This is a genomic window from Leisingera sp. F5 (genome assembly GCF_001593695.1).
In genome coordinates, this window is the sequence record NZ_LUKH01000034.1 from 1 (window position 1) to 24,935 (window position 24,935).

At 62.0% G+C, this 24,935-nt stretch carries 39 protein-coding genes and 1 tRNA gene; 26 read left to right on the forward strand and 14 right to left on the reverse strand.

Annotation, left to right across the window (positions count from 1 at the left end; genetic code table 11):
* Window positions 1-242: hypothetical protein (locus A2I95_RS19295; protein ID WP_291732265.1), on the reverse strand; the 242-nt coding region annotated here is incomplete at its 3' end.
* 610 nt (window positions 243-852) lie between these two features.
* The gene (locus A2I95_RS19300; protein ID WP_291732267.1) at window positions 853-1,440 is read right to left on the reverse strand and encodes a hypothetical protein; all 588 of its coding nucleotides are present in this window, start codon (window positions 1,438-1,440) and stop codon (window positions 853-855) included.
* A gap of 308 nt (window positions 1,441-1,748) precedes the next feature.
* On the opposite strand from A2I95_RS19300, the gene A2I95_RS19305 reads away from it, so the two are divergent.
* A tRNA-Ser gene (locus tag A2I95_RS19305) sits at window positions 1,749-1,836 on the forward strand.
* A gap of 248 nt (window positions 1,837-2,084) precedes the next feature.
* On the forward strand, window positions 2,085-2,345 hold the full coding sequence (locus tag A2I95_RS19310) for a hypothetical protein (RefSeq protein WP_291732269.1): 261 nt from the start codon (window positions 2,085-2,087) through the stop codon (window positions 2,343-2,345).
* A gap of 77 nt (window positions 2,346-2,422) precedes the next feature.
* On the opposite strand, the gene A2I95_RS19315 is transcribed toward A2I95_RS19310, so the two are convergent.
* The 9 genes from A2I95_RS19315 to A2I95_RS19355 form a co-directional block, all read right to left on the reverse strand.
* Window positions 2,423-2,803 carry a hypothetical protein gene (locus A2I95_RS19315; protein ID WP_291732271.1) on the reverse strand — a complete coding sequence of 127 codons (381 nt, stop codon included), beginning with the start codon at window positions 2,801-2,803 and terminating at the stop codon, window positions 2,423-2,425.
* A 130-nt stretch (window positions 2,804-2,933) separates the two neighbouring features.
* A complete protein-coding gene (locus A2I95_RS19320; protein ID WP_291732273.1) occupies window positions 2,934-3,170 on the reverse strand; it encodes a hypothetical protein in 237 nt (78 codons plus the stop codon).
* A gap of 11 nt (window positions 3,171-3,181) precedes the next feature.
* Window positions 3,182-3,460 carry an ASCH domain-containing protein gene (locus A2I95_RS19325; protein ID WP_291732274.1) on the reverse strand — a complete coding sequence of 93 codons (279 nt, stop codon included), beginning with the start codon at window positions 3,458-3,460 and terminating at the stop codon, window positions 3,182-3,184.
* Between the two features lie 8 nt (window positions 3,461-3,468).
* The gene (locus tag A2I95_RS19330) at window positions 3,469-3,693 is read right to left on the reverse strand and encodes a hypothetical protein (protein ID WP_291732276.1); all 225 of its coding nucleotides are present in this window, start codon (window positions 3,691-3,693) and stop codon (window positions 3,469-3,471) included.
* An 18-nt stretch (window positions 3,694-3,711) separates the two neighbouring features.
* Window positions 3,712-4,203: a DNA N-6-adenine-methyltransferase gene (locus A2I95_RS19335; RefSeq protein WP_291732278.1), complete on the reverse strand. Its 492-nt coding sequence runs from the start codon at window positions 4,201-4,203 to the stop codon at window positions 3,712-3,714.
* Between the two features lie 15 nt (window positions 4,204-4,218).
* Complete coding sequence (locus A2I95_RS19340; RefSeq protein WP_291732280.1) at window positions 4,219-4,437, reverse strand: hypothetical protein; 219 nt, start codon at window positions 4,435-4,437, stop codon at window positions 4,219-4,221.
* 22 nt (window positions 4,438-4,459) lie between these two features.
* Entirely contained in the window at window positions 4,460-4,678 is a 219-nt protein-coding gene (locus A2I95_RS19345; RefSeq protein WP_291732282.1) for a hypothetical protein, read from the reverse strand.
* 13 nt (window positions 4,679-4,691) lie between these two features.
* A complete protein-coding gene (locus A2I95_RS19350; RefSeq protein ID WP_291732284.1) occupies window positions 4,692-4,874 on the reverse strand; it encodes a hypothetical protein in 183 nt (60 codons plus the stop codon).
* A 249-nt stretch (window positions 4,875-5,123) separates the two neighbouring features.
* The gene (locus tag A2I95_RS19355; protein WP_291732287.1) at window positions 5,124-5,630 is read right to left on the reverse strand and encodes a hypothetical protein; all 507 of its coding nucleotides are present in this window, start codon (window positions 5,628-5,630) and stop codon (window positions 5,124-5,126) included.
* A gap of 113 nt (window positions 5,631-5,743) precedes the next feature.
* Here A2I95_RS19355 and A2I95_RS19360 point away from each other — a divergent pair, with 113 nt between their 5' ends.
* From A2I95_RS19360 to A2I95_RS19370, 3 genes are all read left to right on the forward strand, one after another.
* Window positions 5,744-6,376, forward strand: coding sequence for a recombinase family protein (locus tag A2I95_RS19360; protein WP_291732289.1), 633 nt, complete (start codon window positions 5,744-5,746; stop codon window positions 6,374-6,376).
* Window positions 6,377-6,534: 158 nt separating this feature from the next.
* Complete coding sequence (locus A2I95_RS19365; RefSeq protein WP_291732291.1) at window positions 6,535-6,741, forward strand: hypothetical protein; 207 nt, start codon at window positions 6,535-6,537, stop codon at window positions 6,739-6,741.
* Between the two features lie 9 nt (window positions 6,742-6,750).
* The gene (locus tag A2I95_RS19370) at window positions 6,751-6,954 is read left to right on the forward strand and encodes a hypothetical protein (protein WP_291732293.1); all 204 of its coding nucleotides are present in this window, start codon (window positions 6,751-6,753) and stop codon (window positions 6,952-6,954) included.
* A 54-nt stretch (window positions 6,955-7,008) separates the two neighbouring features.
* On the opposite strand, the gene A2I95_RS19375 is transcribed toward A2I95_RS19370, so the two are convergent.
* From A2I95_RS19375 to A2I95_RS19385, 3 genes are all read right to left on the reverse strand, one after another.
* The gene (locus A2I95_RS19375) at window positions 7,009-8,076 is read right to left on the reverse strand and encodes a site-specific integrase (RefSeq protein ID WP_291732294.1); all 1,068 of its coding nucleotides are present in this window, start codon (window positions 8,074-8,076) and stop codon (window positions 7,009-7,011) included.
* Between the two features lie 202 nt (window positions 8,077-8,278).
* A complete protein-coding gene (locus A2I95_RS19380) occupies window positions 8,279-8,413 on the reverse strand; it encodes a hypothetical protein (protein ID WP_291732298.1) in 135 nt (44 codons plus the stop codon).
* A gap of 226 nt (window positions 8,414-8,639) precedes the next feature.
* Window positions 8,640-8,951 carry a hypothetical protein gene (locus A2I95_RS19385; RefSeq protein WP_291732300.1) on the reverse strand — a complete coding sequence of 104 codons (312 nt, stop codon included), beginning with the start codon at window positions 8,949-8,951 and terminating at the stop codon, window positions 8,640-8,642.
* A 220-nt stretch (window positions 8,952-9,171) separates the two neighbouring features.
* Here A2I95_RS19385 and A2I95_RS19390 point away from each other — a divergent pair, with 220 nt between their 5' ends.
* From A2I95_RS19390 to A2I95_RS19490, 21 genes are all read left to right on the forward strand, one after another.
* Entirely contained in the window at window positions 9,172-9,444 is a 273-nt protein-coding gene (locus A2I95_RS19390) for a hypothetical protein (RefSeq protein WP_291732302.1), read from the forward strand.
* Window positions 9,437-9,640, forward strand: a complete 204-nt coding sequence (locus tag A2I95_RS19395; protein WP_291732304.1) for a hypothetical protein — start codon at window positions 9,437-9,439, stop codon at window positions 9,638-9,640. The genes A2I95_RS19390 and A2I95_RS19395 overlap by 8 nt, the downstream gene beginning before the upstream one ends.
* Window positions 9,641-9,887: 247 nt before the next feature.
* Window positions 9,888-10,325, forward strand: coding sequence for a helix-turn-helix domain-containing protein (locus tag A2I95_RS19400; protein ID WP_291732306.1), 438 nt, complete (start codon window positions 9,888-9,890; stop codon window positions 10,323-10,325).
* Window positions 10,322-11,482, forward strand: coding sequence for a CHC2 zinc finger domain-containing protein (locus tag A2I95_RS19405; RefSeq protein WP_291732308.1), 1,161 nt, complete (start codon window positions 10,322-10,324; stop codon window positions 11,480-11,482). Before A2I95_RS19400 ends, A2I95_RS19405 begins: the two co-directional genes overlap by 4 nt.
* Window positions 11,466-13,109: a phage/plasmid primase, P4 family gene (locus tag A2I95_RS19410; RefSeq protein WP_291732309.1), complete on the forward strand. Its 1,644-nt coding sequence runs from the start codon at window positions 11,466-11,468 to the stop codon at window positions 13,107-13,109. The genes A2I95_RS19405 and A2I95_RS19410 overlap by 17 nt, the downstream gene beginning before the upstream one ends.
* A complete protein-coding gene (locus tag A2I95_RS19415; protein ID WP_291732311.1) occupies window positions 13,106-13,477 on the forward strand; it encodes a hypothetical protein in 372 nt (123 codons plus the stop codon). The genes A2I95_RS19410 and A2I95_RS19415 overlap by 4 nt, the downstream gene beginning before the upstream one ends.
* 591 nt (window positions 13,478-14,068) lie before the next feature.
* Window positions 14,069-14,305, forward strand: a complete 237-nt coding sequence (locus A2I95_RS19420) for a hypothetical protein (RefSeq protein ID WP_291732313.1) — start codon at window positions 14,069-14,071, stop codon at window positions 14,303-14,305.
* Window positions 14,306-14,832: 527 nt separating this feature from the next.
* Complete coding sequence (locus tag A2I95_RS19425; RefSeq protein ID WP_291732315.1) at window positions 14,833-15,555, forward strand: hypothetical protein; 723 nt, start codon at window positions 14,833-14,835, stop codon at window positions 15,553-15,555.
* A gap of 123 nt (window positions 15,556-15,678) precedes the next feature.
* A complete protein-coding gene (locus A2I95_RS19430; protein WP_291732317.1) occupies window positions 15,679-16,080 on the forward strand; it encodes an HNH endonuclease signature motif containing protein in 402 nt (133 codons plus the stop codon).
* 60 nt (window positions 16,081-16,140) lie between these two features.
* A complete protein-coding gene (locus tag A2I95_RS19435) occupies window positions 16,141-16,620 on the forward strand; it encodes a helix-turn-helix domain-containing protein (RefSeq protein ID WP_291732319.1) in 480 nt (159 codons plus the stop codon).
* Window positions 16,620-18,338: a terminase large subunit gene (locus A2I95_RS19440; protein WP_291732321.1), complete on the forward strand. Its 1,719-nt coding sequence runs from the start codon at window positions 16,620-16,622 to the stop codon at window positions 18,336-18,338. The genes A2I95_RS19435 and A2I95_RS19440 overlap by 1 nt, the downstream gene beginning before the upstream one ends.
* Window positions 18,339-18,351: 13 nt before the next feature.
* Complete coding sequence (locus tag A2I95_RS19445; RefSeq protein ID WP_291732323.1) at window positions 18,352-19,668, forward strand: phage portal protein; 1,317 nt, start codon at window positions 18,352-18,354, stop codon at window positions 19,666-19,668.
* Window positions 19,661-20,251, forward strand: coding sequence for an HK97 family phage prohead protease (locus tag A2I95_RS19450; protein WP_291732325.1), 591 nt, complete (start codon window positions 19,661-19,663; stop codon window positions 20,249-20,251). Before A2I95_RS19445 ends, A2I95_RS19450 begins: the two co-directional genes overlap by 8 nt.
* Before the next feature lie 57 nt (window positions 20,252-20,308).
* Window positions 20,309-21,604: a phage major capsid protein gene (locus tag A2I95_RS19455; protein ID WP_291732327.1), complete on the forward strand. Its 1,296-nt coding sequence runs from the start codon at window positions 20,309-20,311 to the stop codon at window positions 21,602-21,604.
* Between the two features lie 99 nt (window positions 21,605-21,703).
* Entirely contained in the window at window positions 21,704-22,102 is a 399-nt protein-coding gene (locus A2I95_RS19460; protein WP_291732329.1) for a hypothetical protein, read from the forward strand.
* A 6-nt stretch (window positions 22,103-22,108) separates the two neighbouring features.
* A complete protein-coding gene (locus A2I95_RS19465) occupies window positions 22,109-22,690 on the forward strand; it encodes a hypothetical protein (RefSeq protein WP_291732331.1) in 582 nt (193 codons plus the stop codon).
* Window positions 22,687-23,043, forward strand: coding sequence for a head-tail adaptor protein (locus A2I95_RS19470; protein ID WP_291732333.1), 357 nt, complete (start codon window positions 22,687-22,689; stop codon window positions 23,041-23,043). Before A2I95_RS19465 ends, A2I95_RS19470 begins: the two co-directional genes overlap by 4 nt.
* Entirely contained in the window at window positions 23,040-23,438 is a 399-nt protein-coding gene (locus A2I95_RS19475; RefSeq protein WP_291732335.1) for a hypothetical protein, read from the forward strand. Before A2I95_RS19470 ends, A2I95_RS19475 begins: the two co-directional genes overlap by 4 nt.
* A complete protein-coding gene (locus A2I95_RS19480) occupies window positions 23,431-23,847 on the forward strand; it encodes a DUF3168 domain-containing protein (RefSeq protein WP_291732337.1) in 417 nt (138 codons plus the stop codon). Before A2I95_RS19475 ends, A2I95_RS19480 begins: the two co-directional genes overlap by 8 nt.
* Before the next feature lie 82 nt (window positions 23,848-23,929).
* A complete protein-coding gene (locus tag A2I95_RS19485) occupies window positions 23,930-24,340 on the forward strand; it encodes a phage tail tube protein (RefSeq protein WP_291732339.1) in 411 nt (136 codons plus the stop codon).
* Between the two features lie 3 nt (window positions 24,341-24,343).
* Entirely contained in the window at window positions 24,344-24,781 is a 438-nt protein-coding gene (locus A2I95_RS19490; protein ID WP_291732341.1) for a GTA-gp10 family protein, read from the forward strand.
* Window positions 24,782-24,935 lie beyond the last annotated feature (154 nt).

Consider the following 24,935-nt stretch of genomic DNA (forward strand, 5'->3'; position numbering starts at 1 on the left):
CCCGGCGGCGGTAACCCTGGAGCTCTTCCGCGCAGCGGCGGCAACCAAAGCTGCGCGGAATTCCGGCGCGGACCGGTTTCTCCCCCGCAATCCAAAGCACCCGCCAGCCTCCATTGAGCGGCGATGCTCAATTGCAATGACGGCGCTATGATGGATCCAACGAGGGCAATTTGATATAAAAATGCTCTTGGCTCATCACAACCACCGGAAAGTGGCAGATGAGAAATGAACTCAAAAATCATGGCGGGAAGATCGTCAAGTACATCAGGCAGGCGCCCGGCAAGCAGTATTCCTTTGATGAGAAGATCAGATCCGTCTTGAGGAGGGCCGTGTAACGGGGACAGAAATTCGCAACTGCGCCGCCGGGAGGGTATATCACAGGGTGATCGCCGCAAATGGTCGAAGGAAGCCGTCAAAGCCGGAAAGAAGCGGTTGGCCGGTGACGTCGGCACAGAGGCAATTTGCGACGCCCAGAGGCGACATCGAGAACCGTTGCGTATTCCTTTACCCATTTCCTTGCGTGATCGGCGTCCTTGAAGCCGGCCTGGCGTGCGAGATCATTGGTATGAAGGCGACTGGCCGCGAAAACTCGAGCTCTGGACGGGAGCCTGGGACATCGCCTTGGGAAGGAAAGCCGCCTGCGCGTTTGAAGACTTTTTCAGCTCTATGTATGGCGGCCCGCTTCCGGTCCCGGGTCCCCTGGCCCTTCCACTTGCCGTCATAGCGGTCGGCCTTCAGGTTCTCCTCAACAAGGAGCGGTGTTAGTGCAGGAGTTGAGTTGGTGTGTGATGCAACGAACATAGTAAATTCTCCGGATTTCGGGCTATTTTTCGGGGAGATGCTGCGGCGGGTTCACGGCACGATCCGCCGAAAATCGACTCCGAACACAGCCAGATCGGGACTGGAGGGCCGTTTTGACGCAAACAGGGTGTCGGGCCCTTGAACCAGGTCCGACAAGATGTCCGGGTCAAAATCGGCCTCTGGGGCGGTCATCCGGTCGATCGAAGGACGCGCTTCGCCTCCTCGCAAAGAGGGAAATTCGGCGGGGTCATGCGCGTGGCTAAGGGTTCGAGGCGCGCCAGCGCTGAGCGGCTTCGAGCGTCGGGCGGAAACGGTGCTGCTTGCCAGCCAGTCGGCCTTGGGAAAGCTCGGGAGAGGGTTTCTGCTAAGCGCAATCGCGATTGCGCGGGTCTCGCGTGGTGTGCGCGTCGGTTCGACCAATATCGATGCAGGCCCTCGGTCCGAATGAAGGCGCGCTTCGGTATTCTCTGTGGCCACCGGCCAGATGCTGTCGGGAATCTGCTGAAGACCCAAAACACTCGGCGGCCTCACGGTTTCAGATTGCCGGTCCTTCAGATTGGTGTTCGGCGCCAACGTATGCCCGCTCAAGGGCGCGCGCCTGCCAGTTGCCGACTGTGACGTTTGATGGTTGATGCTCATAACCAGACCTCCGCTCTCTGGAGGAGGTTGGTTCGCGGCTCGAAAGGCGGAAACGCTCCACCATATGGAATGGGGCCAGGGGGGCGCTCAGGAGTGTGAGTGCCGGGGTTCGCACCTCCGGGTGATCCAAAGGTGGAAGAGTGATCAGGAAATACACGCTTTGAGCGATGACCAAATCTTACTCATAACCACCGTAATTTCAGGCCTTTTAGCGCCATTTCAAGGGGTTGGAGCCGCCGGTGCGATTTGTGAGAAAAAGGGAAATTTCGCCTTGCATTCCTTATGCTTGCGCAGATATACGGGTCAGCGGAGACGTGGCCGAGTGGTCGAAGGCGCTCCCCTGCTAAGGGAGTAAACCGCAAGGTTTCGTGGGTTCGAATCCCATCGTCTCCGCCATTAACCCCCTGAAATTGCTGTGCAATTTTGATGTGCAATCAGTGCTTGCTGTGAAACGGTTTACCGTGCAGTGCATCGCAATGTATGACGGTTTCCCAGATTTCCCGGCAAACCCGTGCAAAATCCGTGCAGCCCCCAGCACACGCTATCCGAATCAACGTCCGCTTTTTCGGCCAAGTGAGCACGGGATACCGTGCGGTCACGTCTTGCACGTTAAGCCGTGAATTGCATTGCACAGAGGAAATCCTATGAGCTTCTTTAAGAAAAACAAACCGGCCACTGTTGCCGAGGCCCTGGCGCCGTTCAATGCCGCCCTGGCTGGCCTGGCGGATGTGATTGCCACCGCCCAGACCAGCCGCAAGGATGCACAGGCAGAAATCGCCCATGCCGAGGCCGTTGCCCGCCAGGTGCGGCGTGAAGGCAGCGCGGTGATTGCCTCGGCGGATGCAGAGGAAGCCGAGGCCAAGCGGGTGCAGAGTGCCCTGGCGGGCCTCCTCGGGAAATCCTAGAGGCAACGTTCCAGGTACGGCTCTGAAAGTGAAAAGGCCCCAGGTGATCCTTGGGGCCTTTCTGCTGGCGGGGCGGGTTAATGCGGGGCCAGGTGTATGTCCCTCAATGCCCATCTGCCGGTGCCGGTCTGATATTCAACATCGGCGCTGAAATTGGTGCGCCGGATAGCCCCAAGTGCGTTCTGCGCATCGACCCATGCGGAGACGCCAAACAGGCATTCGCCCTTGGTTGCTATTATCACATCCTCGCTAACGTGCATCGGCGCGGGCGGGTCTGCCGGAAATGCCGCTGTGCCGGGGGAGGACAGGCGCCTGGTGACTTCGGCCTGGGTGAAGCTGTAGGCGGCCAGCTTTGTGCATCCGTCCTCGGCCTCGTCCGTGCTCATGGCGAATAGTACGGCGCTGGCGCCCATCCCCGCGGCGAAAATGCCCGCCGCGGCGGTTTGTAATGGTTTCATGAGACTGTAATCCCGTGCTGGAAATTCAGCGGAACTATGCCGCAGCCCCTGGGGTGTCGCAAGGAAAAGGCCCCAGTTGATCCCTGGGGCCTTTTGGTCTCTGGCGGTTGGTCTGCGCCAGGCGGTCCTTTTAGTTGTTGAGGATTGCGCCGCTCTGGCGCATTTCGGAGTAAATTCTGGGATGCACCACCAGGCCGAAGGGGGTTTTGAACGCCAGGGGCAGCATTCTATCTGTGCGGCCAAATTTGCCGCGCGTGCGTCTGAGCCGCCGCTTGGATTTGGGTTTGTCGGGGTAGATCGGAACCATTTTGTAGGCTTGATCTGAGACTGTGATTTTGACGCCTGAAAACATGTTGGGCAGGTTCATAGCTTCCGGTCCTATGTTGGGCGCACGTCGATAGCGAAAACCTCAACAGGTTTCGGCCCGAAGTGCGGGTGTGTAATGTCCATGACGCGAAAGCCGCGATAGGGCAGTTTCATGCGCCGTTCATTGTCCTCACGGCTTGGATAGCCGCGTGTCAGAATGATGCTGTCATAGTCCCGGCCGACCAACCGCTTGCGCCAGTATGGGGTTGTCTCGCGGTACTCATAGGGTTTCATTCCGGCCTTGATCTGGTCGAAATATTCACCTTTCAGCGGTATGTGCAGATCGGGCATGATGGTCCTTATTGTTGCGCCGTCTGGCGTTTCATTTCGGCGTAGATTTTCGGATGTACGAACAGTGCAGGGCCGACGCGGTAGGCGGCTGGCTTTTCGTGGGTCCAGCTTCCATATTTGCCGATCACCCGGCGGCGGCGACGTTTCGTCCATTTCTTGTCCGGGAAGCGCGGCACCGTGTCGGTCATATCGTCTCGAATAAAGATGGGTGTTCCGCCAAACGTGTTAAGCATCTTTCTGGTCCTTTTTGTTTATGCTGCTGCGGCGGGCAGGAATACCCGGCCAAGTGATTGCGCGCGGATCAGTGCGCGTGCTGCTGTTGGCCCGATGGCAAAGAGCGTTGTTCCGCTTCCGGGTTGTTCGCCTCGCGATCCGTCGGGCCTTTCAAATTTGACCTTCGGGGCCATGAACAGCACGGCATCGGACAGCGGTGCATTTTCCTGCCACCACGGCGCGGATGTCCGGTCGGGCAAGAGCGCAATGCCGTTGCCGTGTTCAAAGAATTTCCGCAGCCATTGGCGCTTGGTTGACTGGTGGCCGAATGGCGGGTTCATCCAAACAAGGCCGCGCCACGGGCTTGCAAGCCCATCATCGGCGGGAGTTAGATACCTGTCAGCGGGAACGTGGCGCGGGCCATCTTGCGGGCTTGCCACGTCAAGATCGAAGCGCACGCCCAGGGCGTCAAAGATATATGCGGGCGTGTACCATTCATCGGTTTCGCCAGCGGCTTCATATGCGGCCATGTTCTGATGGTCCTTTTAGTTGCGGGTTTCTGGTGGTGTCGTCGCCACATATGTTTTGCGGCGATTGTCGTAGGTCATGGCGTTTGGGTGCGCATCATTGAAGCGGTTGAAGTCCAATGCGGCCTGCGCGCCCGATATTCCGAAATTGCGCATTAGGTGCTGGCGATTGATGAAGCCGTAAACCGCCAGCATTTGCGCGATCCACTCTTGGCGTCTTTCTGCAAACCAGTTCATTCCGCTGATCCTTTGCCGGGGGTCAAAACGGGATTTCTTGGGGGTGACCGTTGGTCACTGCGTGGCGCCAACAAACGGCGGCTGTCGCTTCCTTAAAATAGAGTGTGCCCGCGCCGGAGCGTGTGCCGTCGAAACGCACGCCATTGACATAATCGACTGCCCACGGGCGTTTGTCGTTTTCTTCTGGTCGGTGTTCGGGTGCGCTCACCATTCCGGCGCGCTCAATCGGGCTGTGGGCCATTGGGGTGGTCCTTTCAGTTGTCGGGGATACACAGGGCGCGCACCCCATATTCGGCATCAAGTTTTTCCGCCTGCGTTTCACATTCTTCCATGCTCGCCATTGGGAAAACTGTGGCTTCGGCGCGGTCAATGTTGTCGATCTTGCACCCGTTTGGTGCGGTCAGAACAATCATCAAAGCAGTGGCTGTCGCCTTCATGTTTCGGTCCTTTTAGTTGCGCGCCAAAGCGCGTTTGATTTGATGCCAAAGAGTTGGCTTCCATGATGTGAGGTTGCAAAATCTGCCCATGGCGTAGTCGCAGGGCAGTGGTTCAAATTGCGTGCCTGTCACCTTGCTATGCGTCGAGGTGACAAATTCACGGCAATGGTCTCTCCGGACCCCGGCGGCGATGCCGGGGCCATATTCTAGCACGACGCGATGGCGGCAGTTTTTGCAGGAGGCGGCCATCTATTGGGCCTCCCGTGTCGGGAAATCTTGTGCCAGCATCGCCTTTACCTTTTCGGCGTCGGCTTTCAGCCTGGACACATGATAGTTGACCGCCCATGCGCTTTCTTTTTGGTGTTCGGCCAACTTGTCCCGGTGGTAAGTGTTTATCCAGTGGTGTGCGACAACCGGGAATTTCTCAATTCCATTGTCTTTGCAGTTCTGGGCGTATTCTTCGCAGGTGGCCTTGTACTTTTTCCATGCCCCAGCTTCTGCGAATGCATGAAAAATTGCCCTGTCGCGTTTGTTCTTCAGCCGGGTTTCGTCCGTCAGGTTCAGGATTTCATCAAATGTCAGCTTGGGCTTGGACTTGCGTTTCGGCTTGTAGTGTCCGCAGTTATTGCAGACCTTTACCCATGCCGGTTCCGCCATCCATTCTTTGGTGGATACGTGCGGCCAGCACCCAAAATCCAGCTCAAAAATCGCGCCACCATCAGGGCAGCAGTTTTTGCAAACTTCAGATTTTGCCATTTTGGGTTCCTTTCGTTTCGTCCTGCCATCACCCTTAGCATTGCACTAAATACCGTGCAACAGCTTTCTAAAAAAGCATTGCACAAAATTACGTGCGGCGGTATGTCGGAAATATGGAAAATGCAGACACTCGCCTTTTGGGCTATGCCCGAGTTTCGACCGATGACCAGGATTTGGCCCTCCAGCGCAAGGCGCTGCTGGCGCATGGTGTTGAGCCTGGGAATATTCTTGAAGAACACGGCAGCGGCGGAAAGATGGACCGGCCTGTTTGGAACCGGGTTCTACGCTCTATGCGCCGCGGCGATAGCGTGGTGGTGTGGCGCCTGGACCGTCTCGGCCGCACCCTCACCGGCGTGATAGAAACGGTGGAGGAAATGGACCGCCAGGGCGTCAATCTGGTTTCGCTGCATGAGCGGATCGACACGAAAAGCGCGATGGGCAAGGCGTTCTTTCGCATGGCGCTAATCTTTGCGGAATTGGAGCGGGATTTGATTTCTGAGCGCACCACCGCAGGTATCCGGGTCCGGCAGGCTATGGGGGTGCGGTTCGGGCGGTTGCATTCAATCCGCGACAATGCCGCGCGCTTGGCTGCCTTCCGTCCGCATGTGGAGGATGGCACCGCCTTGGAAATGACGCCGCGGGCAGCCTTGGAAATATTGAACGCTGCCGATCCCGCGGCGGCGAAAATCACCAGCCTGGAAACGTTCCGCCGTTGGCGTCGTGACGGTTTCCCAGGCATAGAATAGGAGCGGATTTGCAGTGAGTGGAGCCAAGAAATATCCGCAGCCTTGTTGCGACAATTGCGGGCGCTTCGTCCCGTTTGAATACGGCCCCAATGATTTTGAATGGTGGTCCGGTGGATACTGCAAGCCCGGCAAGGGCTGCAACAAATAGGAGGAAAAAAATGATGGATTGGGCAAAGGTAGTTGTTCACCTTCAAAAAATGAGTGGTCGGCATTTGGTGGCGGCGGATCGGCACCCGGACCCTGAATATCGGCAGGAGCATAAAAGCCGCGCTGTGCTGGCTGATTTGCTAAGCGAGGCGTTTATGTCGGGGCTTTCCGATGAAGATATGAGGCGATTGCCAGCCTTGCAGGATAGCGACAAATAGGAGCGGAAAATGGGTGTCAGATACCAGTGGGTAAAGTTTCGTGATGATGTTGATTTCCCGTCCAGCGACTATTGCGCGGGGGAATGGGTGTTGGCTGAAATTGAGGGGGATTGCCCCGGTGCTGCTATCACTTTGTTTGGCGTTGAGTACACGATGTATCAGAGCCAGGTTGCTGAATGGGGTGAGGTGGTGCCCCAGCCAGCGCAACAATAAGGAGCGATCAAGAGGTGTGCAAAAGGCCCTGGGATATTCCTGGGGCCTTTCTGTTTACACGGCCCGCAGCCCTGCGCGGCGTTCCACCTGGTCCGGCAGATCGGCGCCGAGGCGGTGGAAGTTCCAGCCTGCTTTCAGCAGTTTGGCGGGCAGATCGGCGGGGGAGTTTTTGCGATAGCGTTCTGCGGTGCTGGCAGTGCGCCATCCGCCCAGGTCCAGCATCCGCCCGTAATCCTTGGTTGCAGCATAATACCAGGTGGCCCAGGTGTGGCGGATCACATGCGGAGTGACTTCCGGTCCTAGCCCTGCGTTATCCCTGGCGGTGTTGAATGCGGTCTGTATTTGCCCGCCGCCATTGTGGCGCATGATGTATCCCTGGCCCTTGGGGGTCTGGAATAGCTGGCCATCCTCAGGCACCCCTGCCGCAAGGATCAGGTCGCGGGCGCGTTCCGGCATCTGCACCATGCGTGCGTGCCCGTTCTTGGTTTCCGGCAGCCATAGCTCCCCGGTGGCGGGGTGCCAGTTGTCCACCTCGGCGCCCAGGGCCTCAGAGGCGCGGCAGCCGGTGCCGATCAGGCAGGCCAGAATGGGCGCCAGGTGATCGGCGGCATTGGTCAGCAGGCGTTCAAATTCTGCCGGTGTCAGCCACCTGGTGCGGGCGTTCTTGACGGACAGGCGGCGGAACTTCCGGGCGTTGGCCCGACCGTTCTCGGCGGCCATGGCAATCACAGCGGAAACAGGCCCGATCAGCTGGCGGTTAATGGTTGCCGGTGCGGCGTCCGGGTAAACCTTGGCGGCGGCCTCCAGCAGGGTGTCATTGCCGATGGTTTCCACCAGGGTGTCGGCCCCGAAGTGCTCCAGGATCGGCGCCAGAAACCGGCCTTCGCCGCCTGCTAGCATGTATTCATGCGCGGCTTCGGCAAAGGTCAGCGTTGCCTTGGCGCCAAAGGCGTGACGTTCCCGTAATTTCGTTTCGAGGCGGTTTGCCCAGGCTTCCGCTTCGCTGCGTTTGCTAGTGCCAGTGCTTTGGTAAACATTGTGTCCGGCGACGGCACCGCGCGCGAAGTAGTTGCCGCTTGGCTTCCCTTCTTTGTTTTTGCGTCGGATGAGCTTGAGGGACATTCCGTTTGCTCCTTCAGAAATGTGGCCCGGAGGCTGGCCGGGCTGAATAAGAATTTCACCCGGCCGTGGGTTGGTATGTAGGGCAGCCCGCCGGATTGGCGCAGGGCGTCCAGTTTCCGCCGGGAGGTCTGAACCCCGCGGCGCCTGAGGTATTCCACCGCCTCGGCGGTGGAGAGGTTCCTTTCTTCGCCGGGCTGATCCATCACAGGCCCCCGGTGAAACGTGCTGCCGCTGCCGCTGCGGCGACGATGGCAGATAGCAGGGCAACGGGTTGCGTAATCTCCAGGATTGCCTGGGTGAACCTGTCGCGGCCCGATGCGCTCTTGTTCTGTCTCATGTGCAGTGCCCTTTTTACCGTGCAAAATGGCTAGCACACAAAAAAGTGCCATCGCAACACAAAAAGGGTATTGCACGATTAACCGTGCTGCGCCTAAGACTATAGGGGAGAGCAGCGCCCCGGCGGTTTCATCCCCGCCAGGGCCGAAAGAAAAGAGGTGCGGGCTATGACGCAGCCCAATTCTGCCGCCTGTCCGGTGGTCCGTTCAAATGGTGGTTCAGAGTGTTCAGGCTTCCACAGCGTCCAGCGCCTGTTGCAGCTTGTGCTCGGGCAGCCGTTCAAGCTTCTGGTACAGCCGGATACGGTTTTCGGTAATGGCGTCGGCACGATGAATAATGCCAATGGGGAGGTTTAAAACGTCGCAGACTTTTAACATGTTCGGGTAGGTGAGAGAGGTTCTGCCGCTGGTGAATTGACTTAGACCGTTTCTGCCCATATCGGCATCGGTTGACGCTCTTGACAGGTTCGTCTTTCTAAGGGCAATCGCCAGGCGCAAGTTATTGCGGGCTATTTCAAGCCGCGGATCTGCTTCTTTCATCTGTCTAATTCCTGGAATGTAATGTTCGGTTTTGCGTGCATATCCCACAAAAGCGGGAACCGCACCTAAAATCAAGTTAAACTTGAACTCTGCGGGGCCTGCACTGAAAACCGTGTGAAACCCGCTAGATAGTGATGGCAATGCACGGTTTAGCGTGCATTGCGGCAGTCCATAACTAGATATTGGGGCCGCTTCGCGCCCCTTCAAAATGGAGGCAATAATGCAAGTAAGGAATACTATTCCTGTTTACACGGCACCGCCGGAGGATTTCCGGGCATGGGTCCAGGGCAGCCTGGCCGCGCTCAAGGGTGTTTCGGCCACCTCGCTGGCCCTCAAGTGCGGTCTGGGCAAGAATGTGCTGCGCACCTTTCTGAACACGCCCGACCGCGATATCGCTATGTCCTCTGCGCACGCTATAACGTGCAAGTTGCGCGAAATGGCGGCAGATCAGCAAGTGCAGCTGCCCCGCGTGGAGGTGCGCGCCCATGGCTGATCTGGTGAACGCGCTTCCGAAACCTGACCGCCGCCTGCTGCGGGAAATGGCGGCCGATGCGGGCAGCAACCCCGAGGCCATGGTGCTGGAGGTTGTCCGCGCTTATTTCGCGCTGGTGCGCGGCGCCCCCGAGGCGATGCCGGACAACCCGTTGCGGCGCATGGCCTCCAATGCCATCCGCAAATCCGGGGGCTGAGCTATGTCTGGCATTTTGGATGAAGTTGGCGCGGCATGTGAGCGGCTTACGCCCCGCGCGCCCGAGGAAAACCCCTTTGATCCGCGCTGCCAGCTGCATTTGCAGCGCATCTGCGGCACCTGCGCACATTTCCAGGGCGATCTGCGCGGCGGCCCGCGGCACGGCGTTTGCGGATATTTCCAGCTGGCAAAAGACTGTCGCGCCTCGGCGGCACGCTGTTCCCGCTGGGAACGGAAGGCGGCCCGCGATGCATGATCCCATGGCCCCGATCCGCGCCGAGGTGATGGCGCAGCCCGAGGGGGAGCGGGTGGAGTACGCGCTTGACCTGCTGTCCTATTACCTGGCGCCGCTGCCTGCCTTTTATGAGGGCTGCGCCGATATGGGGCTGACCCTGGCAAATGCGGAATTGCGGATGCTGCACGCAATGGACGCCAAGCGCGGCCGCTATGTGTCGCTGGATGCGCTGCTGTCGGCGCGCTGCCTTGATGTGACCAGTGATGACTGGCCATCGCCTGACCGGGTGGTGAGCGGGGTGGCGATGATCCGCAGGCAGCTGGAGCGGCTGCGCCTGCCGGTGGAAATCACCACCTGGCGCGGGGTTGGGTACTGCCTGGAGGCGCCCAATACATTCCGCTTTGAGGATGGCGTGGTGCCGCAGGTTGCGGCGCCCGCCGTGCTGACATGACCGGCCCGGCAGATGATGGCCGCCGCCATGAGGCCAAGGCCATCCCGATTATGGAGGTGGCCGCCCGCCTCGGCATCGGCGGCCTGCGCCGGGCCGGGCTGGAGCATGTGGGGCCCTGCCCTGTTTGCGGCGGCCGGGATCGCTTCGGGATCAACCCGCACCGCGGGCTGTTCAACTGCCGGATTTGCGATGAGGGCGGCGACGGCTTGAAGCTGGTGCAATTCGTCTTGGCCTGTGATTTTGTGAAGGCGCTGGATTACCTGGTGGGCAAGGCCGATGTGGCGCCCGACCCGGCCGTGGTGGCCCGTCGCAAGGCCAAGGCTGAGGCGGCAGAGCGCAAGCGCCAGGAAGCGGAGGCCGCGGCCCGCGCCCGTGCGATCCGGGACGCCCGCGAAATCTGGCACGCGGCGCAGCCGGGGGAGGGCACCCCGGCGGAGGATTACCTGGCCGCCCGCGGCGTCTGGTTTCCCGGCGGATGGCCGCCCACGCTGGGGTTTCTGCCGGATCACCCCTATCTGAAATTCTGGCCCGGCCGCGGCACCGTGGCCTGGTTCCGCGGCCCGTGCTTGATTGCGGCCTGCCAGAACCCGGCGGGCAAGGTGACTGCCGTGCATCAGACTTGGCTGGACGTGGGCAGCCCCGGCCAGAAGGCGCAGATCATCGCCCCCGATGGCAGCCTGGCGGACCCCAAGGGCAAGAAATGGCCCGCCAAGATGGTGCGCGGCAGCAAAAAGGGTTGCGCCATCCGCCTCACGCCCCTGGGCGCCTCGGGCGTGATGATCATGGGGGAGGGGATCGAAACCACCGGCAGCGCCCTGGCAGCGGGTGTGAAGCCCGCGGCGGCGTTCTGGGCCGGGATCGACCTCGGCAACATGGGCGGCCGGATGCTGAAGGTGCCCGGCACCCGCTGGAGCGGCCAGCCGGACCTGGAGGATGCGGACGCTTGGCTGCCGCCTGACTGCATCAGCCAGCTGGCGTTCCTCCAGGATGGTGACAGCCACCCGAAGGCCACCCGCGCCCGGCTGCTGTCGGGGCTGGAGCGCGCGGCCCATCACAGCCGCCACCCGGATTTCATGGGCTGGATAGTCGCGGCTGCCGAGGGCGCGGACATGAACGATATGCGAAAAAGGGAATTGAAAGATGCAGGGACAGCCTGAGACGATCCGCGACGCCTTCAGGGCGGCGGAGCCTGTGGTGGGCAGTTCCCCGGCCGTGGATGATCCCGGCGAACTGCCGCCGGATGAGGTGCCGCCTGTGGCGGCTTACCAGGCCGAGGTGCTGGGGGTCCAGGGGGCGGAGTTTCCGCGCAATGACTACGGCAATGGCCAGCGCCTGGTGCTCTATTACGGGGAAAACTTCCTGTTTGTGCCGCGCCTCGGCTGGTTCCGCTGGGATGGGCGCCGCTGGGCCTCGGATGAGGATGAAATCCTGGTGCGCCGGGATGCCCAGGGTATCGCTGCGCGCATCATGCACGAAATACCGTTCCTTGCACCGGAGTTTGACGCAAACGGCAACAATAAGGCGGCGGCCCGTCACGCGACGCACGCAAACAGCAGCGGCAACACAGGGAAGATTACCAACATGCTGGCAGAGGCAAAGACGGCCAAGGGGGTGGCCGTGACCGTCGAGGATTTGAACAAAGATCCGATGATGCTGTGCGTTGAAAACGGCGTGCTGCATTTCACAAAGCGCAAGGATGAGCATTCCGCGGCCTGGGATGATGCGGTGGAGGTGCCGCAGGTGGACCTGCTGCCGCATGACCGGCGCCACCGCATCACCAAAATGGTGAAGGCGAAATACGATCCGCAGGCCAAATGCCCGGCCTGGGGTGCCTTTCTTCTGCGGGTGCTGCCGGATGATGAGGTGCGCGGCTTTTTCAAGCGCTGGTGCGGCTACAACCTCACCGGCCTGACCACTGAGCAGAAACTGGCGTTTTTCTTTGGCCAGGGGCGCAATGGCAAATCCACCGCGGTGGATACGCTGGCGCGCATCATGGGGGATTATTCCACCACCCTGCCGATTGAAAGCCTGACCGGCACCGACCAGGGCAAGGGCGGGGAGGCCACCCCGGACCTGGTGCGTCTCCCCGGCGCCCGTTTCGTGCGGTCCTCTGAGCCGGAGCAGGGGCAGAAAATGAAAGAGGCCCGGATCAAGGCTTTGACCGGCGGGGAGCCAATCCCGATCCGCCGCCTGCACCAGGAGGCCGTGGACCTGTTCCCGGAGTTCAAGCTGAACATTTCCGGGAACTATCAGCCGGAGGTGCGCGGCGCAGATGATGGCATTTGGCGCCGCATCCTGCTGGTGCCCTGGTCGGTGCAAATCCCGGCCGAGGAAGTGGACCCGCTGCTGCCGCAAAAACTGTGGGCGGAGCGCGATGGCATTCTGCGCTGGATGGTGGAGGGCTGCCTGGAGTGGATGGCCGGCGGCTTGCGCGTGCCCGCGGTGATTGATGAGGCAACCAAGGAGTACCGCTCCGAAAGCGACCCGATGCGGACTTTCTTGCAAGAGTATTGCCGGATCACCGGCAGCCCTGAGAATTTTGAAACAGCACGCGATTTGCGGGATGCCTTTAACGCCTGGCTGTTGGATAGCGGCACCTCGGCTTGGACGCCGCGCCATACCTCCAACAGCCTGAAGCGCCGCGCCAACAACGTGAAGGGCGACGGCGGCGAAGTGTTCTATCCGGTGAAGCGGTCAACAACCGGATATCTGGGCATTCAGCTGCTGCCAAAGGCGCTGGAGCTAAGGGCCAACTACAGGGATCAGCTGGAGCGGATGAAGTGAGCCTGCGGCCGATCCTGGAAGGCGCCAGAGGCTGGACCGTGCCCGCAGATACCGCCGGGCAATACGGGGCTTGCCATTTTGCCGCCCGGGCCGGAGAGCGCGGCGTGCGCTCTATTCCCGGGCATCTGCTGATGTGGGTTGTGCTGGAGGCCCGCCGCCTGGGCCGGGCTGACCTGGTGGAGCGGGTTTATGATATGGGTGACGGGGCAACGCTTTACCGTATCCTGCTGCCCGAGGGGGCTTATTACCCGGTTGCCCGCGGCGATAGGCTGGTGACGATCTACAGCCCCAGGGAAAAGCGCCAGATGGCGGTTAACAGGCGGTTCCGCAAGCGCCATTTCGGCACCCGCATGCAGAGGGCGGTGTGATGGCGGGCCTTACGGGTGCAGCCCGCCAGGCGGTGCTGCCATGCGATTTTTGCGGCGATCCGGTGGCCCCGTTCGGCTTTGCCCCGCCGCCCCGCCTCGGCATCCCGGTGCGGCGGCCAATCAAAACTTGCGGCTGCACGGCGTGCAATGATCAGGCGGAGGCGCGGGTGGCGGCGCTGGCCGCAAAGCATGATCCTTTGGCCGCAAAGCGGCGCCGCCCGTCCTCTGATCCTGGAGTGAGTCGCCAGCCGCGTCTGCTGTAGCCCGGTTTTCGGTGCAAATCCCGGTATCCCGTAAAGTGCCCGCAATTAATTTTGCGGGCGTTTTTCTCTATCCTGCCGGGCGATCCGGCGTTTTTGCGGTTCCTTGGGTTGTGCAAGCCCCTTGACCCTGACGCCCGGCCGCATCATGGATAGGCCAGCGCCGAGGTGCGCTGGGAATTGGCGTTCCCAATAAACGCAGATTTGCCCCTATGGCCGGGGGCATTGCGGGGCTGTTCCTGTGAGGGGGCAGCTGCTGCATCTGCGTGCAGTAACGCCAACCCCTTTGCACCCGGCCACCAGGGTTAACGAATTTCCATCTGGGGGATAAATGCCGGAATTTAAGAAAACCGCGCTTGCCGCTGTGCAGGTTGAAACTGTGAGTATTGCCGAGGGGTTGCTACCTGATTTGGAGCGGCTGGAGGTGCTGCTGCAAGCGATTGAGGCGCTGGCAAGCGGCGCCGCAGCGCTGAGCGAGGATGGCCCGCTGGACCAGATCGAGGCCCTGGCAAGCCTCATGGGGTCCAGGGTCGGGGATATGCGGGCGCGCCTGGGGGCACTGCCTTAAGCTGGCCCGTACTGCCGGTTTGTGCGATCTGCTGCTGCATGACAGGCCCGCCCCGGCGGGCCTTTCGCTTGTTCGCTTGGCGGCCTCCTCCGGCTGCGGCGGCTGCGCGCGTGACGGCCGCGCACCCCGCACCCCTCCCGCATTAAGGGGTAACACGGCTCAATTGGCCCCATTAAGCGGGCGCCGGGGATCAGTTTTCAGGCCATTTCGCTTATTGATTTCCGTTTATTTCCAACGGGATATATCAGGGTCTCGGGCTTGACGGGATCAACCGCTCAATTTCCGGGGTTGTTCTCTTATACATGAGGGGTGCGGGGCGGGGTTGCGCATTACCCTGAATTATTGATCCCATTGACCCCACAGGATGAATAAAACTGTTATAAATCAATGAGTAATGGGGGTGAAATTTCAGTCCTGTCGATCCCGTCCCGATCCCTTGCTGATCCCGTGGCGGGCGTATTGATCCCGCATAATTTCAACATGTTGCGGGTGCTATGGTTGGGCGGTCTATATCTGGAGGTTATTTGATGACTGAACTGGTAAGCGGCGCCCGCAGCCGTGCCGCGGCCTATCTGGCGGGCCGGAACCTGGCGATTGTGAAGGCGGCGGCGCTGCGGCGCCAGCGTCAGGGCCAGGGCACCGGCAAGCGGCTGCCTGCGGCCCTGGCGGGCGCGCCGGTGCAGCTGGTGGAGCTGTCGCGGCCGGTGCCCGGCACCAAGGCGCAGAAAGATCGGATCACCCTGCCGGGGCACCAGACCGCGCGGCGGGCGCTGCCGCCGATCCTGGCAAAGCTGCCCGAGGATGACCCGCGCCGCCGCGCATCCCGGATGCTGGGCGATGCGGTGGAGCGTGTCGGCTCTGTGCGGGGTGCTGATCTGGCCGGGGCGGATAGTAAGGGCGGGCTGTCGGATGGCGGCGCCACCACCCGCGTAAAGCACGCGGCCCGGCTGCGGATGATTGAGGCTCTGGCCAATCGCTGGCCGGTTGACCGCCGCCACGGGCCGCAGCGCAGCGTGCCGCGCGTTCTGCTGACTGTGAAGCGTTCCAGCAAAAACCGCAGCAATATCAGGGCCTTTGACGCGCTGATGGCGGTTTGCGTGGATGGCGCCAGCGTGGATGCGATCCTGCGGGCGCATGGCTGGAGCGCGCAAGCCTTCAACCGGAACCCGTTGCGCGATGCGATCCTGGAGGCGCTGGCAGACGTGGCGGAAGGGCTTGGCCTCGGCCGCGCGCCAGCACAAGAGGCTTGACGGCAGCTAACCGTCTGGCGATAGCTGGAAACAACGGTGCAGAAATGTGCCAAGGCAACGGCCCGCCCGCAACAGCGCGCGGGCCGTAATCATTTCCAGACATTCAAAGCAGGCGGGCGCGCAATGGCCAGGCTTAAGGGGTTGCCCAAACGCTTGGCGGCGGCGCCGCGGGCTGTGGGCTATTCGGACCGGCAGGCGGCGGAGCGTGCCCGCAACCGGGCCAGGGCCGCGGGCAACAGCCTGCGCAGGCTCTACTCCACCAAGCCCTGGCGCGATCTGCGCCTGGTGATCCTGGAGCGGGCCGGTTGGATGTGCCAGGGCTGCGACCGGCCGCACTTGCTGACCGGCAAGGCCCCTGCCCCGCACAGCCCGGTGGTGGATCACATTGAACCGCACCGCGGCAACCTGGCGCTGTTCTGGGATGAGAGCAATCTGCAGGCGGTCTGCAAGGCTTGGCATGACAGTGAAAAGCAGCGGCAGGAAAAGGCCGCCCGCCCTGACGGCAAGGGGGAGGGGTGGGGCTGATCCCTCAAAGGCCCGGCGCCGCTAACCCGCACATACCCGCATTCGGAGATTTTTTTTCCCATGAATGACGAATTTCAGCCAGACGAGCAGCCCCGCGACCTGCTGGGCGATCCGGTGGATCAGAACCGGGAAAGCTGGGGGCGGCCGGGGTTTGAAAAAACAGTTGAAAAACAAGAGCTTGTTACCGCATTGGCTGCAGCAGGCTGGCGCCAGGGCCGCATAGCCAACCATTTGGGCTGCGATGTGAAGACCTTGCGGAAACATTTTTCCCTTGAGCTGACGAACGCCGCGGACGCGGCCGAGGCCGAGGCCATTCTGGCGATCCATAAGCGGATGCGCGAAGGAAACGTGACGGCGGCAAACAGGGTGATTGCCATGGCTGAAAAAGGCCGTGCCGTGCCGCCGCCGCCCAAGCAGATTGATGCGCCGGAAGGTGAAGCGGCCGCAGATGGGGGTAAGGCGCAGAAGCTGGGCAAGAAAGAACAGTTGGCCGAGGCTGCGAAACAGCCCAGCGGCCGCTGGAGCACATTGCTTAACTGATGGCGTTTGATTTTGCCTGCCCGGATTGGGAAACCCGGCTGAAAGACGGCCGGGCGCCGATCCCTGACTTGCCGCTGGATGAGGCGGCCGCGCAGAAAGCGGTGGAGATATTCAACGAATTGCGCCTGCCGGACGTGCCGGGGCAACCTTTCATGCGGGATGCCTGCGGCGATTGGTTCCGTGCGCTGGTCCGGGCGGCCTTTGGCAGCGCTGATCCTGAGACGGGCGAAAACCGGGTGGGGGAAATCTTCTGCCTGGTGCCCAAGAAGAACAGTAAAACCACCAATTCCGGCGCCCTGGGGATTACCGCGCTGCTGGTGAATGAAACCCCAAACGCTGAAATGCTGATTGTAGGCCCCACCAAAGACGTGGCGGATACCTGTTTCAGCCAGATCAGGGGAATGATTGAGGCGGACCCCGAAGACCCGGAAACCGGCCGCAGCTATCTGCAGGACCGGTTCAACGTCCGCGAGGGGTCGCAAGAGATTGTGGACCGACACAACGGCGCCAAGCTGTCGGTCAAGTCCTTTGATACAAAGGTGGTCACCGGCAAAATTCCCAAGCTGGTGATCATTGATGAATTGCACGTTCTCGGCGGCAACGCCAAAGCCGCCAAGGTGATGGCGCAGCTGCGCGGCGGGATGATCACCCAGCCGGATACGCTGCTGCTAATCATCACCACCCAAAGCGATGAGCCGCCGAAAGGGATTTTCCGGCAGGAGTTGAAATACGCCCGTGAAGTCCGGGACGGACAGCACAAGGGCGGCAACCTTCTGCCTATGCTCTATGAGTTTTCCGAGGCAGTGCAGCAGAGCGAGGATAAGCTGTGGCGTGATCCGCGGCTGTGGCCGATGGTGCTGCCGAACCTCGGCCGCTCTATCACCATCGACCGCCTGATGCGCCTGTACCGCCAGGCGCTGGCCAAGGGCCATGAGGAAGAAATGGTATGGGCCACCCAGCATCTGAATATTCAGATTGGCATGGGCACCCACTCGGAAACCTGGATCGGGGCCAGGCTGTGGCCGGTGAAGGCAGAGCGGGTTTCGCTGGAACAGCTGATAAAGCAATCTGACTGCATCACCGCGGGGATTGACGGCGGCGGGCTGGATGACCTGCTGGGGCTGGCGCTGATCGGGCGCCATGCGCAGACGCGGAAATGGTACGGCTGGGCGCGTGCCTGGGCGCAGCCCGAGGTGCTGGAGCGCCGCCAGGATATTGCCACCCAGTTGCAGGATTTTGCGGCGCAGGGCGATGTAAGGATGTGCGAAGACCCCTCGCAGGACTTGCGCGAAGTTGCTGCCCTCTGCGCCCAGGTGCATGAGGCCGGGCTGCTGCCGGAGAAACACGGGATCGGGCTGGACCCGATGGGGGTTGCCGCGCTGGTGGATGAGCTTGGGGCGGCAGGCATGGAGGGCGATCTGCTGACCGCCATCGGCCAGGGCACCCGGCTGTCGCCTGCGGTCTGGGGCCTGGAGCGCAAGCTGAAAGACAAGAGCTTTGTGCCCTGCGGCCAGGAAATGCTGACCTGGTGCGTAGGCAACGCCAAGACCGAACAGCGCGGCAACGCAGTGATGATCACCAAGGCTGTGGCAGGGAAAGCAAAAATTGACCCGCTGATAGGGATTTTCAATGCGGCCATGCTGATGAGCCGCAACCCGGAAGCTGCCGGGGCGGCCACGTCGCCCTGGGATGACCCAGCCTATTCTCACGGCCAATAAGAGGGAACCACCCATGTTTTTCAAGAAAAAGCGCCGCGCGGCATCCGCCGCGGCGGCTTCTGCCGTGAGCGATCCCCAGGCCGAGGCCCGCGCGGCGGATGATGTGCAGCGCATTGCCTCCAGTGATCCGGGGATTGTGGCCTTTTTCGGCGGTGCCATGGGCATTACCGATGAGGTGGTGACGGTGCAAAGCGCGCTCAAGGTGCCCAGCGTCCTGGCTGCGGTATCCTTCCTGTCCCGTACCATGGCCGGGCTGCCCTTGAAGGTTTACGGCAAGGGGGAAAAGGGGCGGAAAGCGCTGCCGGATGATCCTGTGTCGGGGTTGCTGAACCGTGCTGCCAATGACGAAACCAGCGCCCTGGAGTGGCGCCGCGGGGTGTGGCAGGACGTGCTCACCTCGGGCCGCCATATTTCTTTCATTGAGCGCGACGGCCGCGGCAAGCCAATCAACCTCTGGCCGCTGGACGTGTCCAAGGTGACGGTGGAGCGCCGCCAGGGCCGCACGCTTTACCACTACCAGGACGGCACCCGCCGCGTGACCTATGCCGCTTCCGAGGTGCTGGACCTGTGCTTTATGTCCTCGGGCGACCGGTTGTCCTCTTATAGTCCGGTGTACAATAACGCCGATACAATCGGTCTGGCTATGGCGGTGACGCGCTACGGTGCGCGGTTTTTTAAGAATGGCGGCATTCCGCCCTTCACTCTGTCCGGCCCTATCAAGACACCTGGAGGTGTGCATCGGGCGTCTAACGATCTGACGGCCGCTGTGAAAGATGTGGCCGAGGGCGGCGGGAACGCGATTACGGTGCCGGAAGGGCACACGCTGACGCCCCTGGGGCTGGACCCTGAGAAAATGCAGATGGTGGAGGTGAAGCGGTTTCTGGTGGAGGAAATCGCCCGGATTTACGGTCTGCCGCCGGTGTTTCTGCAAGACCTGACCCACGGCACGTTTTCCAATACCGAACAACAGGATTTGCACCTGGTTAAACACCTGGTGGCGCAATGGGCGGCTGTGTTCGAGGCCGAGGCTAACCTGAAACTCTGGGGCCGCGACGGCGGCGAGGTTTACGCGGAGCACGTACTGGACGGTCTGATGCGCGGCGATCTTAAAACCCGCGTGGATGCTGCAGGGCGCCGCATCGCCACCGGCCAGACCACGATCAATGAAGAGCGTGAAATCGAAAACCGGCCGCCAGTAACCGGCGGCGGACAGCCGCTTGTTCAGGGGGCCATGGTGCCGGTTACGTTGGCCGGGGCGCACGTGAAGCAGACCGGAACGGATGAACCGGCGGCAGTGGCCGCCAGCAATGAGGGGCAGGAAAATGACTGACAAAAAGGAAATCCGCGCATCGCTTCCGGTGGAGGTGCGGGAAGCTGAGGGTGAAGGCGTCAAGGTGGGCGGTTATGCGGCCGTGTTCAATGAATGGGCCGACATTGGCAGCTATTTCCAGGAACGGATCATGCCGGGCGCCTTTGAGGGTGTTCTGGCGGATGACGTGCAGTTTTTGATCAATCACCGCGGCCTGCCGCTTGCACGCACCACGTCGGGCACCCTGAAACTGACCGTGGATGAGCGCGGCCTGTACATGGAAACCACCTTGGACCCGGCGGACCCGGACGCGGCGCGGATCATCCCGAAAATTAAGCGCGGCGACCTCAGCAAAATGTCCTTTTCTTTCAGCGTGGGCAAAGAGGAATGGGACGAAACCGGCGACGTGATCAAGCGCACAATCACCGATATTGTGCGCCTCTATGACGTGGCGATTGTGAGCGAGCCTGCCTATCACGGCACTGAAATCAGCTTGCGCAGCCTGGAGGCGGCCCGCGCTGCCTTGGCTGCCGGAAATCCGCAGCACAAGCCTGTGCGCCTGGTGCGGATGGACATGGACCTGGCCCTGGCGGCCCTGTCCTGACACGGGGCGCGCCCGCCCAAATCACCGAAAAACTGACCTGAGAAAAGAGGACGTCTTATGACCCCCAAGGAAATGCGCGCCAAGCGCGCCAATCTGATCACCGAGGCCCGCGGCCTGCGCACCGAAATCGACGCGGAGGGCACCACCGAGGCCCGCGGCGCGGAACTGGAAACCCGGTTTAAGGCGATGATCACCGAGGCCGAGGGCCTGGAGACGCGCGCCCAGGATGTGGAGCGGCTGGAGGCCCTGGAGGCTTCGCAAAGCGCGGGCGATTCGCGCCGTCCGAATGGCGGTGAAGGCCGGTCGGCGGCAGGCGGTGAACCGGACGCCGTCAGCTACCGCGCCGCCTTCCACCAGTGGCTGGGCGCCGCCGGTGAGGCGCATCTGCTAGCGCCCGAGGTCCGCCAGGCTCTGGCTCGCGGCCAGACCCAATTCAGCCACCTGACCCCGGAACAACGCGCCCAGCTGGCGGGCACCGGCGCCGCAGGCGGCAACCTGATCCCGGATGAGGCCATGGCACCGCTGGTGAAGGCAATGGCGGCATTCGGCCCGATGTTTGACGACACTTTTGCCCGTGTGCTGAAGACCACCGGCGGCGCGTCCCTGCCGATCCCCGGCATTGATGACCTGGCCAATGAAGCGGCGGCAAACACCGAAGAAGGCAACCCCGGCACCGGCCTCGGCACCGGCACCGATGCGGTGTTCACCAAGAAAACCCTTGAGGACTACATGGTGGAAACCGGTTGGATCGGCGTTTCGATCCAGCTGGCAACCGGCGCCATGCCCGATGTGGAGGCGGTCCTGGGGGAACTGCTGGGCGAGCGCATCGGCCGCAAGGCAAACCGCGACTTGACCGTGGGCACTGGCACCGGCCAGGCGCTGGGGGTTGTGACCGGCGCCACCGCCTCGGGTGTGAACATCGCCAGCACCTCGGCGCTTACCGCGGAGGAGGTCCTGGACTTCTACCACTCCATTGACGCGGCTTACCGTGCATCCGCCAAATTCGGCGCCATGTTCAATGACAATACCCTGCTGGCGCTGCACAAGCTGAAAGACGGCCAGGGCAATTTCCTGATTGAGGAAGCGCCGGACAATGCGGGCATGATCAAGGTGGGGCCGGTTCGTTTCCGCTACAAGGTCAACCCGGCAATGGCAGATATCGGCGCCAATTCCCGTTCCATGGTCATGGGCGATATGGGCAAATACTTCGTGCGCAAGATCGGCGGCACCGTTCTGATGACCGCGCGGGACAGTAAATTCCAGCCCGGTTTCGGCCTGGCCGCGTACACCCGCTTTGACGGCGCGGTGGCTGATCCGCGCGCCATCAAGGCCCTGGTGCATCCGGCCTCCTAAGCCTGGCCGCATCGCACGGTAAAACGTGATTTGCCAAAAAATACGGCGGCCTGGTGATCCTGGGCCGCTGATCCCGGAACCGAAAACGAGGAAATCCGAATGGATACCTGCAAGGTGAAACTGACAAATTCGCGCACCGGCCCGAATGGTGCGCAGAGCCGCGGCGAGGTGGTGCCGGTGGGCCTTTTGGAGGCCGGGCGCCTGGTGCGCCAGGGGGCTTGCGAAACGCCCGACGCCAAAACCCTGAAAGCGATTGAAGCCGCCGAGGCTGCGGCGGCTGCCGAGGCCGAGGAAGCTGCAGCCCAGGCCGCGCCCGAGGGTGCGGAACAGCGGGCAGAGGCAGCGGAGAAAGCGGCATCGGAGGCAGAAGCACGCGCAACTGTTGCCGAGGAAAAGGCGGCCGAGGCAGAGACCCGCGCAGCCGCCGCTGAGCAGCTGCTGGCCGAGGCGGCAAAGCAGCCCGCCAAGAGTGGCGAAACCGCCACGGCAGCGGAGTAAGCGCGCATGTGGGCAAGCGTCACGATAAAAAGCGCCGGGGCGCTGCCCCTGTCGGTGGAGGATTTGCGGGACCGGCTGCGGATCGACACGGCGGCGGAGGATGGCCTGCTGGATGCGTTCCTGGCGGCCGGGGCCTCTGAGATTGACGGGCCGGACGGGGCTGGGGTGGCGATGATGGCCCAGACCTGGACCCGCAGCCTTGACAGCTGGGCGCATGAAATTGTGCTTCCGGGCTGGCCCGTTACCGGGGTATCGGAAATCCGCTATCTGGACGTGGACGGCAATCAGCAGACCCTGGACCACGCCGCCGCCTTCCGCGCGGTGCTGGGCCGCGATCCTGCGCGCCTGGTGCGCAAGCCGGGTGCGGCGCTTCCCGCTCTGCTGGCCGGTCCCGGTGTGGTCGAGGTGGACTATACCCTGGGCAAGGCCACCGCAGCGGAGGTGGACGCGGGGCTGGTGGCGGCGCTGTCGCTGCTGGCTGGTCATTTCTATGAAAACCGCGAGGCCACTGCCTCGGGCCAGGTTGTAGAGGTGCCCCTGGGCGCCCGCCATATCCTGGACCGCTTCCGCCGCGGGGTGGTGGCATGAAACGGGCACGCCAGTACCGGGACCGGGTGAAGGTTGAGCGCAAGATCGGCGATGGCGCCCGCGACAAATACGGCAACCTGTCCGGGGGTTGGGCGGATTTGCAGCCAATCAGCGAATTCTGGGGCAACCTGCGCGAAACCACCGGCAAGGAACGTGTCGCGGCGGGCCGCCTGGAAGACGCGGCCACCGGCACGCTGCGGCTGCGCAGCGGGCCGGAAACACGGTCTATCACCGGCGCGGACCGGATCACCGCCCGCGGACATATCTGGGCCATCAAGGGCGCCCCTCTTGATCCTGACGGCACCCGCCGGGAAGTGGAATTCCTTTTGGAGCGCGGAGGCGCGGTGGAATGAAAACCGACGCAGCCAAGCTGATTAAAAAGCTGAAACAGCTTCCCGGTGCGCAGCGGAAGCATGTAGCCGCAGCCATTCAGAAATCCACCGAGGAAGGCGCGCGGGTGGCGCGGGTTCTGGCGCCGGAGGTGACGGGCGAAACCCGTGACGGGATCACTACAGAATACCGTGACGACGGCATGACCGGGGAGGTTGTTGTTATCGCCTCGGATGCGCCGCGGGAAGAAAAGGACCGGGCTTATTCAATCGAGCACGGCCGCAAAAAGGGCGGCCGGGGCACAACGGAAGGTTTCCACCATGTTCACCGCACCCGGCAGTTTCTCGGCAAAAAGCACCGGAACCGGATCAAGCGCGCGGTGAAGAAGGCGGCGAAAGAGGTGGCTGGCAATGGCTGATGGGTATCTGACGGCGGCCCAGGCGGGGGTGCGTGCGGCTCTGGTTGCAGACTTGAGCGTGGCGGGCCTGGTTGGCACCCGAGTGGTGGATGAACCCGGCGAGAATATCCAGCTGCCTTATGTGCGGTTCGGGCGCAGTGAGGTTGCCGCGGATGACGCGGGCAGCACTCTGGGCGCAATTGTGCAGTTTGGCCTTGAGGTTCATTCCCGGCCGGGCCGTGCAGGGAAGGTGGAGGCGGCCCGCATTTGCGAGGCGGTTTCCACGGCCTTGCACAAGCGGCCTGACGCAGTGGCCGCGGAGGGCTTCCAGGTCACTGAAGTTGAAATCCAGACTTGGTACGTGGTGCGCGCTCGCAACGGCACTGACTATGAGGGCCGCCTGGCCCTGCAGGTCCACCTGGACGCCTGACACGCGGAGATAGGCCCCGCAATTCCTGTGCTCAATGAGCACGCTAAACCGTGCAATGTGCGCGAAAACATGAGGTATCCCCATGGGTAAAATTTTGGGCCGGTCCATTCTGCTGCTGGTGAAAATCGACGCGGCTTTTGTGCCCTTTGCGGCGCTGACCGGCAAGAACCTGTCTATCAACAATGAACAGATTGACGCGACGGCGCCGGACCCCGCCACGCCCGAGGGCGTGCAGTGGCGTGAGTCCTTTGCGGGCACCAAATCGGTAGATGCCAGCGGTGATTATGCGCTGATCACCGGTAATGCTGCGCAGAATAAAGCCATTGAAATCGCCATGGCTGATGATCCCACCGCAGAATTTCAGATGTTTTTTCCGGGCATCGGCACTTTCGAAAGCAATTTCTTTGTCAATCTCCAGCTTGGAGAAGACGGCAAGGGCACCGGGTCCATTTCGCTGTCCAGTGACGGCGCTGTGACCTTCACAGCGGTGTAATCTATGGCGATTGCTGAAACAGAAGCGCGGGACGGCGGCGCAGCCGTCGCCGCGCCGCGGGGCGGCCTGGCGGAAATGCTGGGCCAAACCCGCCGGGCCATGGTTCTGGGGAACCGCGAAATCGAGCGTTTCGAGGATCTGCACCGCGGGATTTTTGACCTGCATGACGGTTTTTTCGGCCGGGCACAGAAGCCAACCGCGCGGGAAGTGCGCGACCTGGTGGCCCTGGGCCTGGTGGGGGGTGGTGTGAAGGCTGCCGAGGCCGATGCCCTGGTGGCAGCGCTTTCCCCTGGTGAAAACCTGCATCTTTACAAGGTGGCGCAGGGTCTGGTCGGGATTGCGTTCTTCCCGGACATGGCCGGACCGGGCGGCGGTGATGAACCACCCGGTGAGGGTGCGGAAACCTCTGAAAAAAAGACGAAACCCGCGCCTGGGGAGTGAGGCGGATTATCCGCAGCGCAGCACCGCTGGGGATAATGCCCGATCAGGTGCGGGGGATGATCCCGCGGGACTGGATACTGATTTCACGCGGCTATGCGGATCAGGCCAAGGCGGGAAAGCCTGGTGCGGATGCACCGAGCCGGGCCGAAACTGA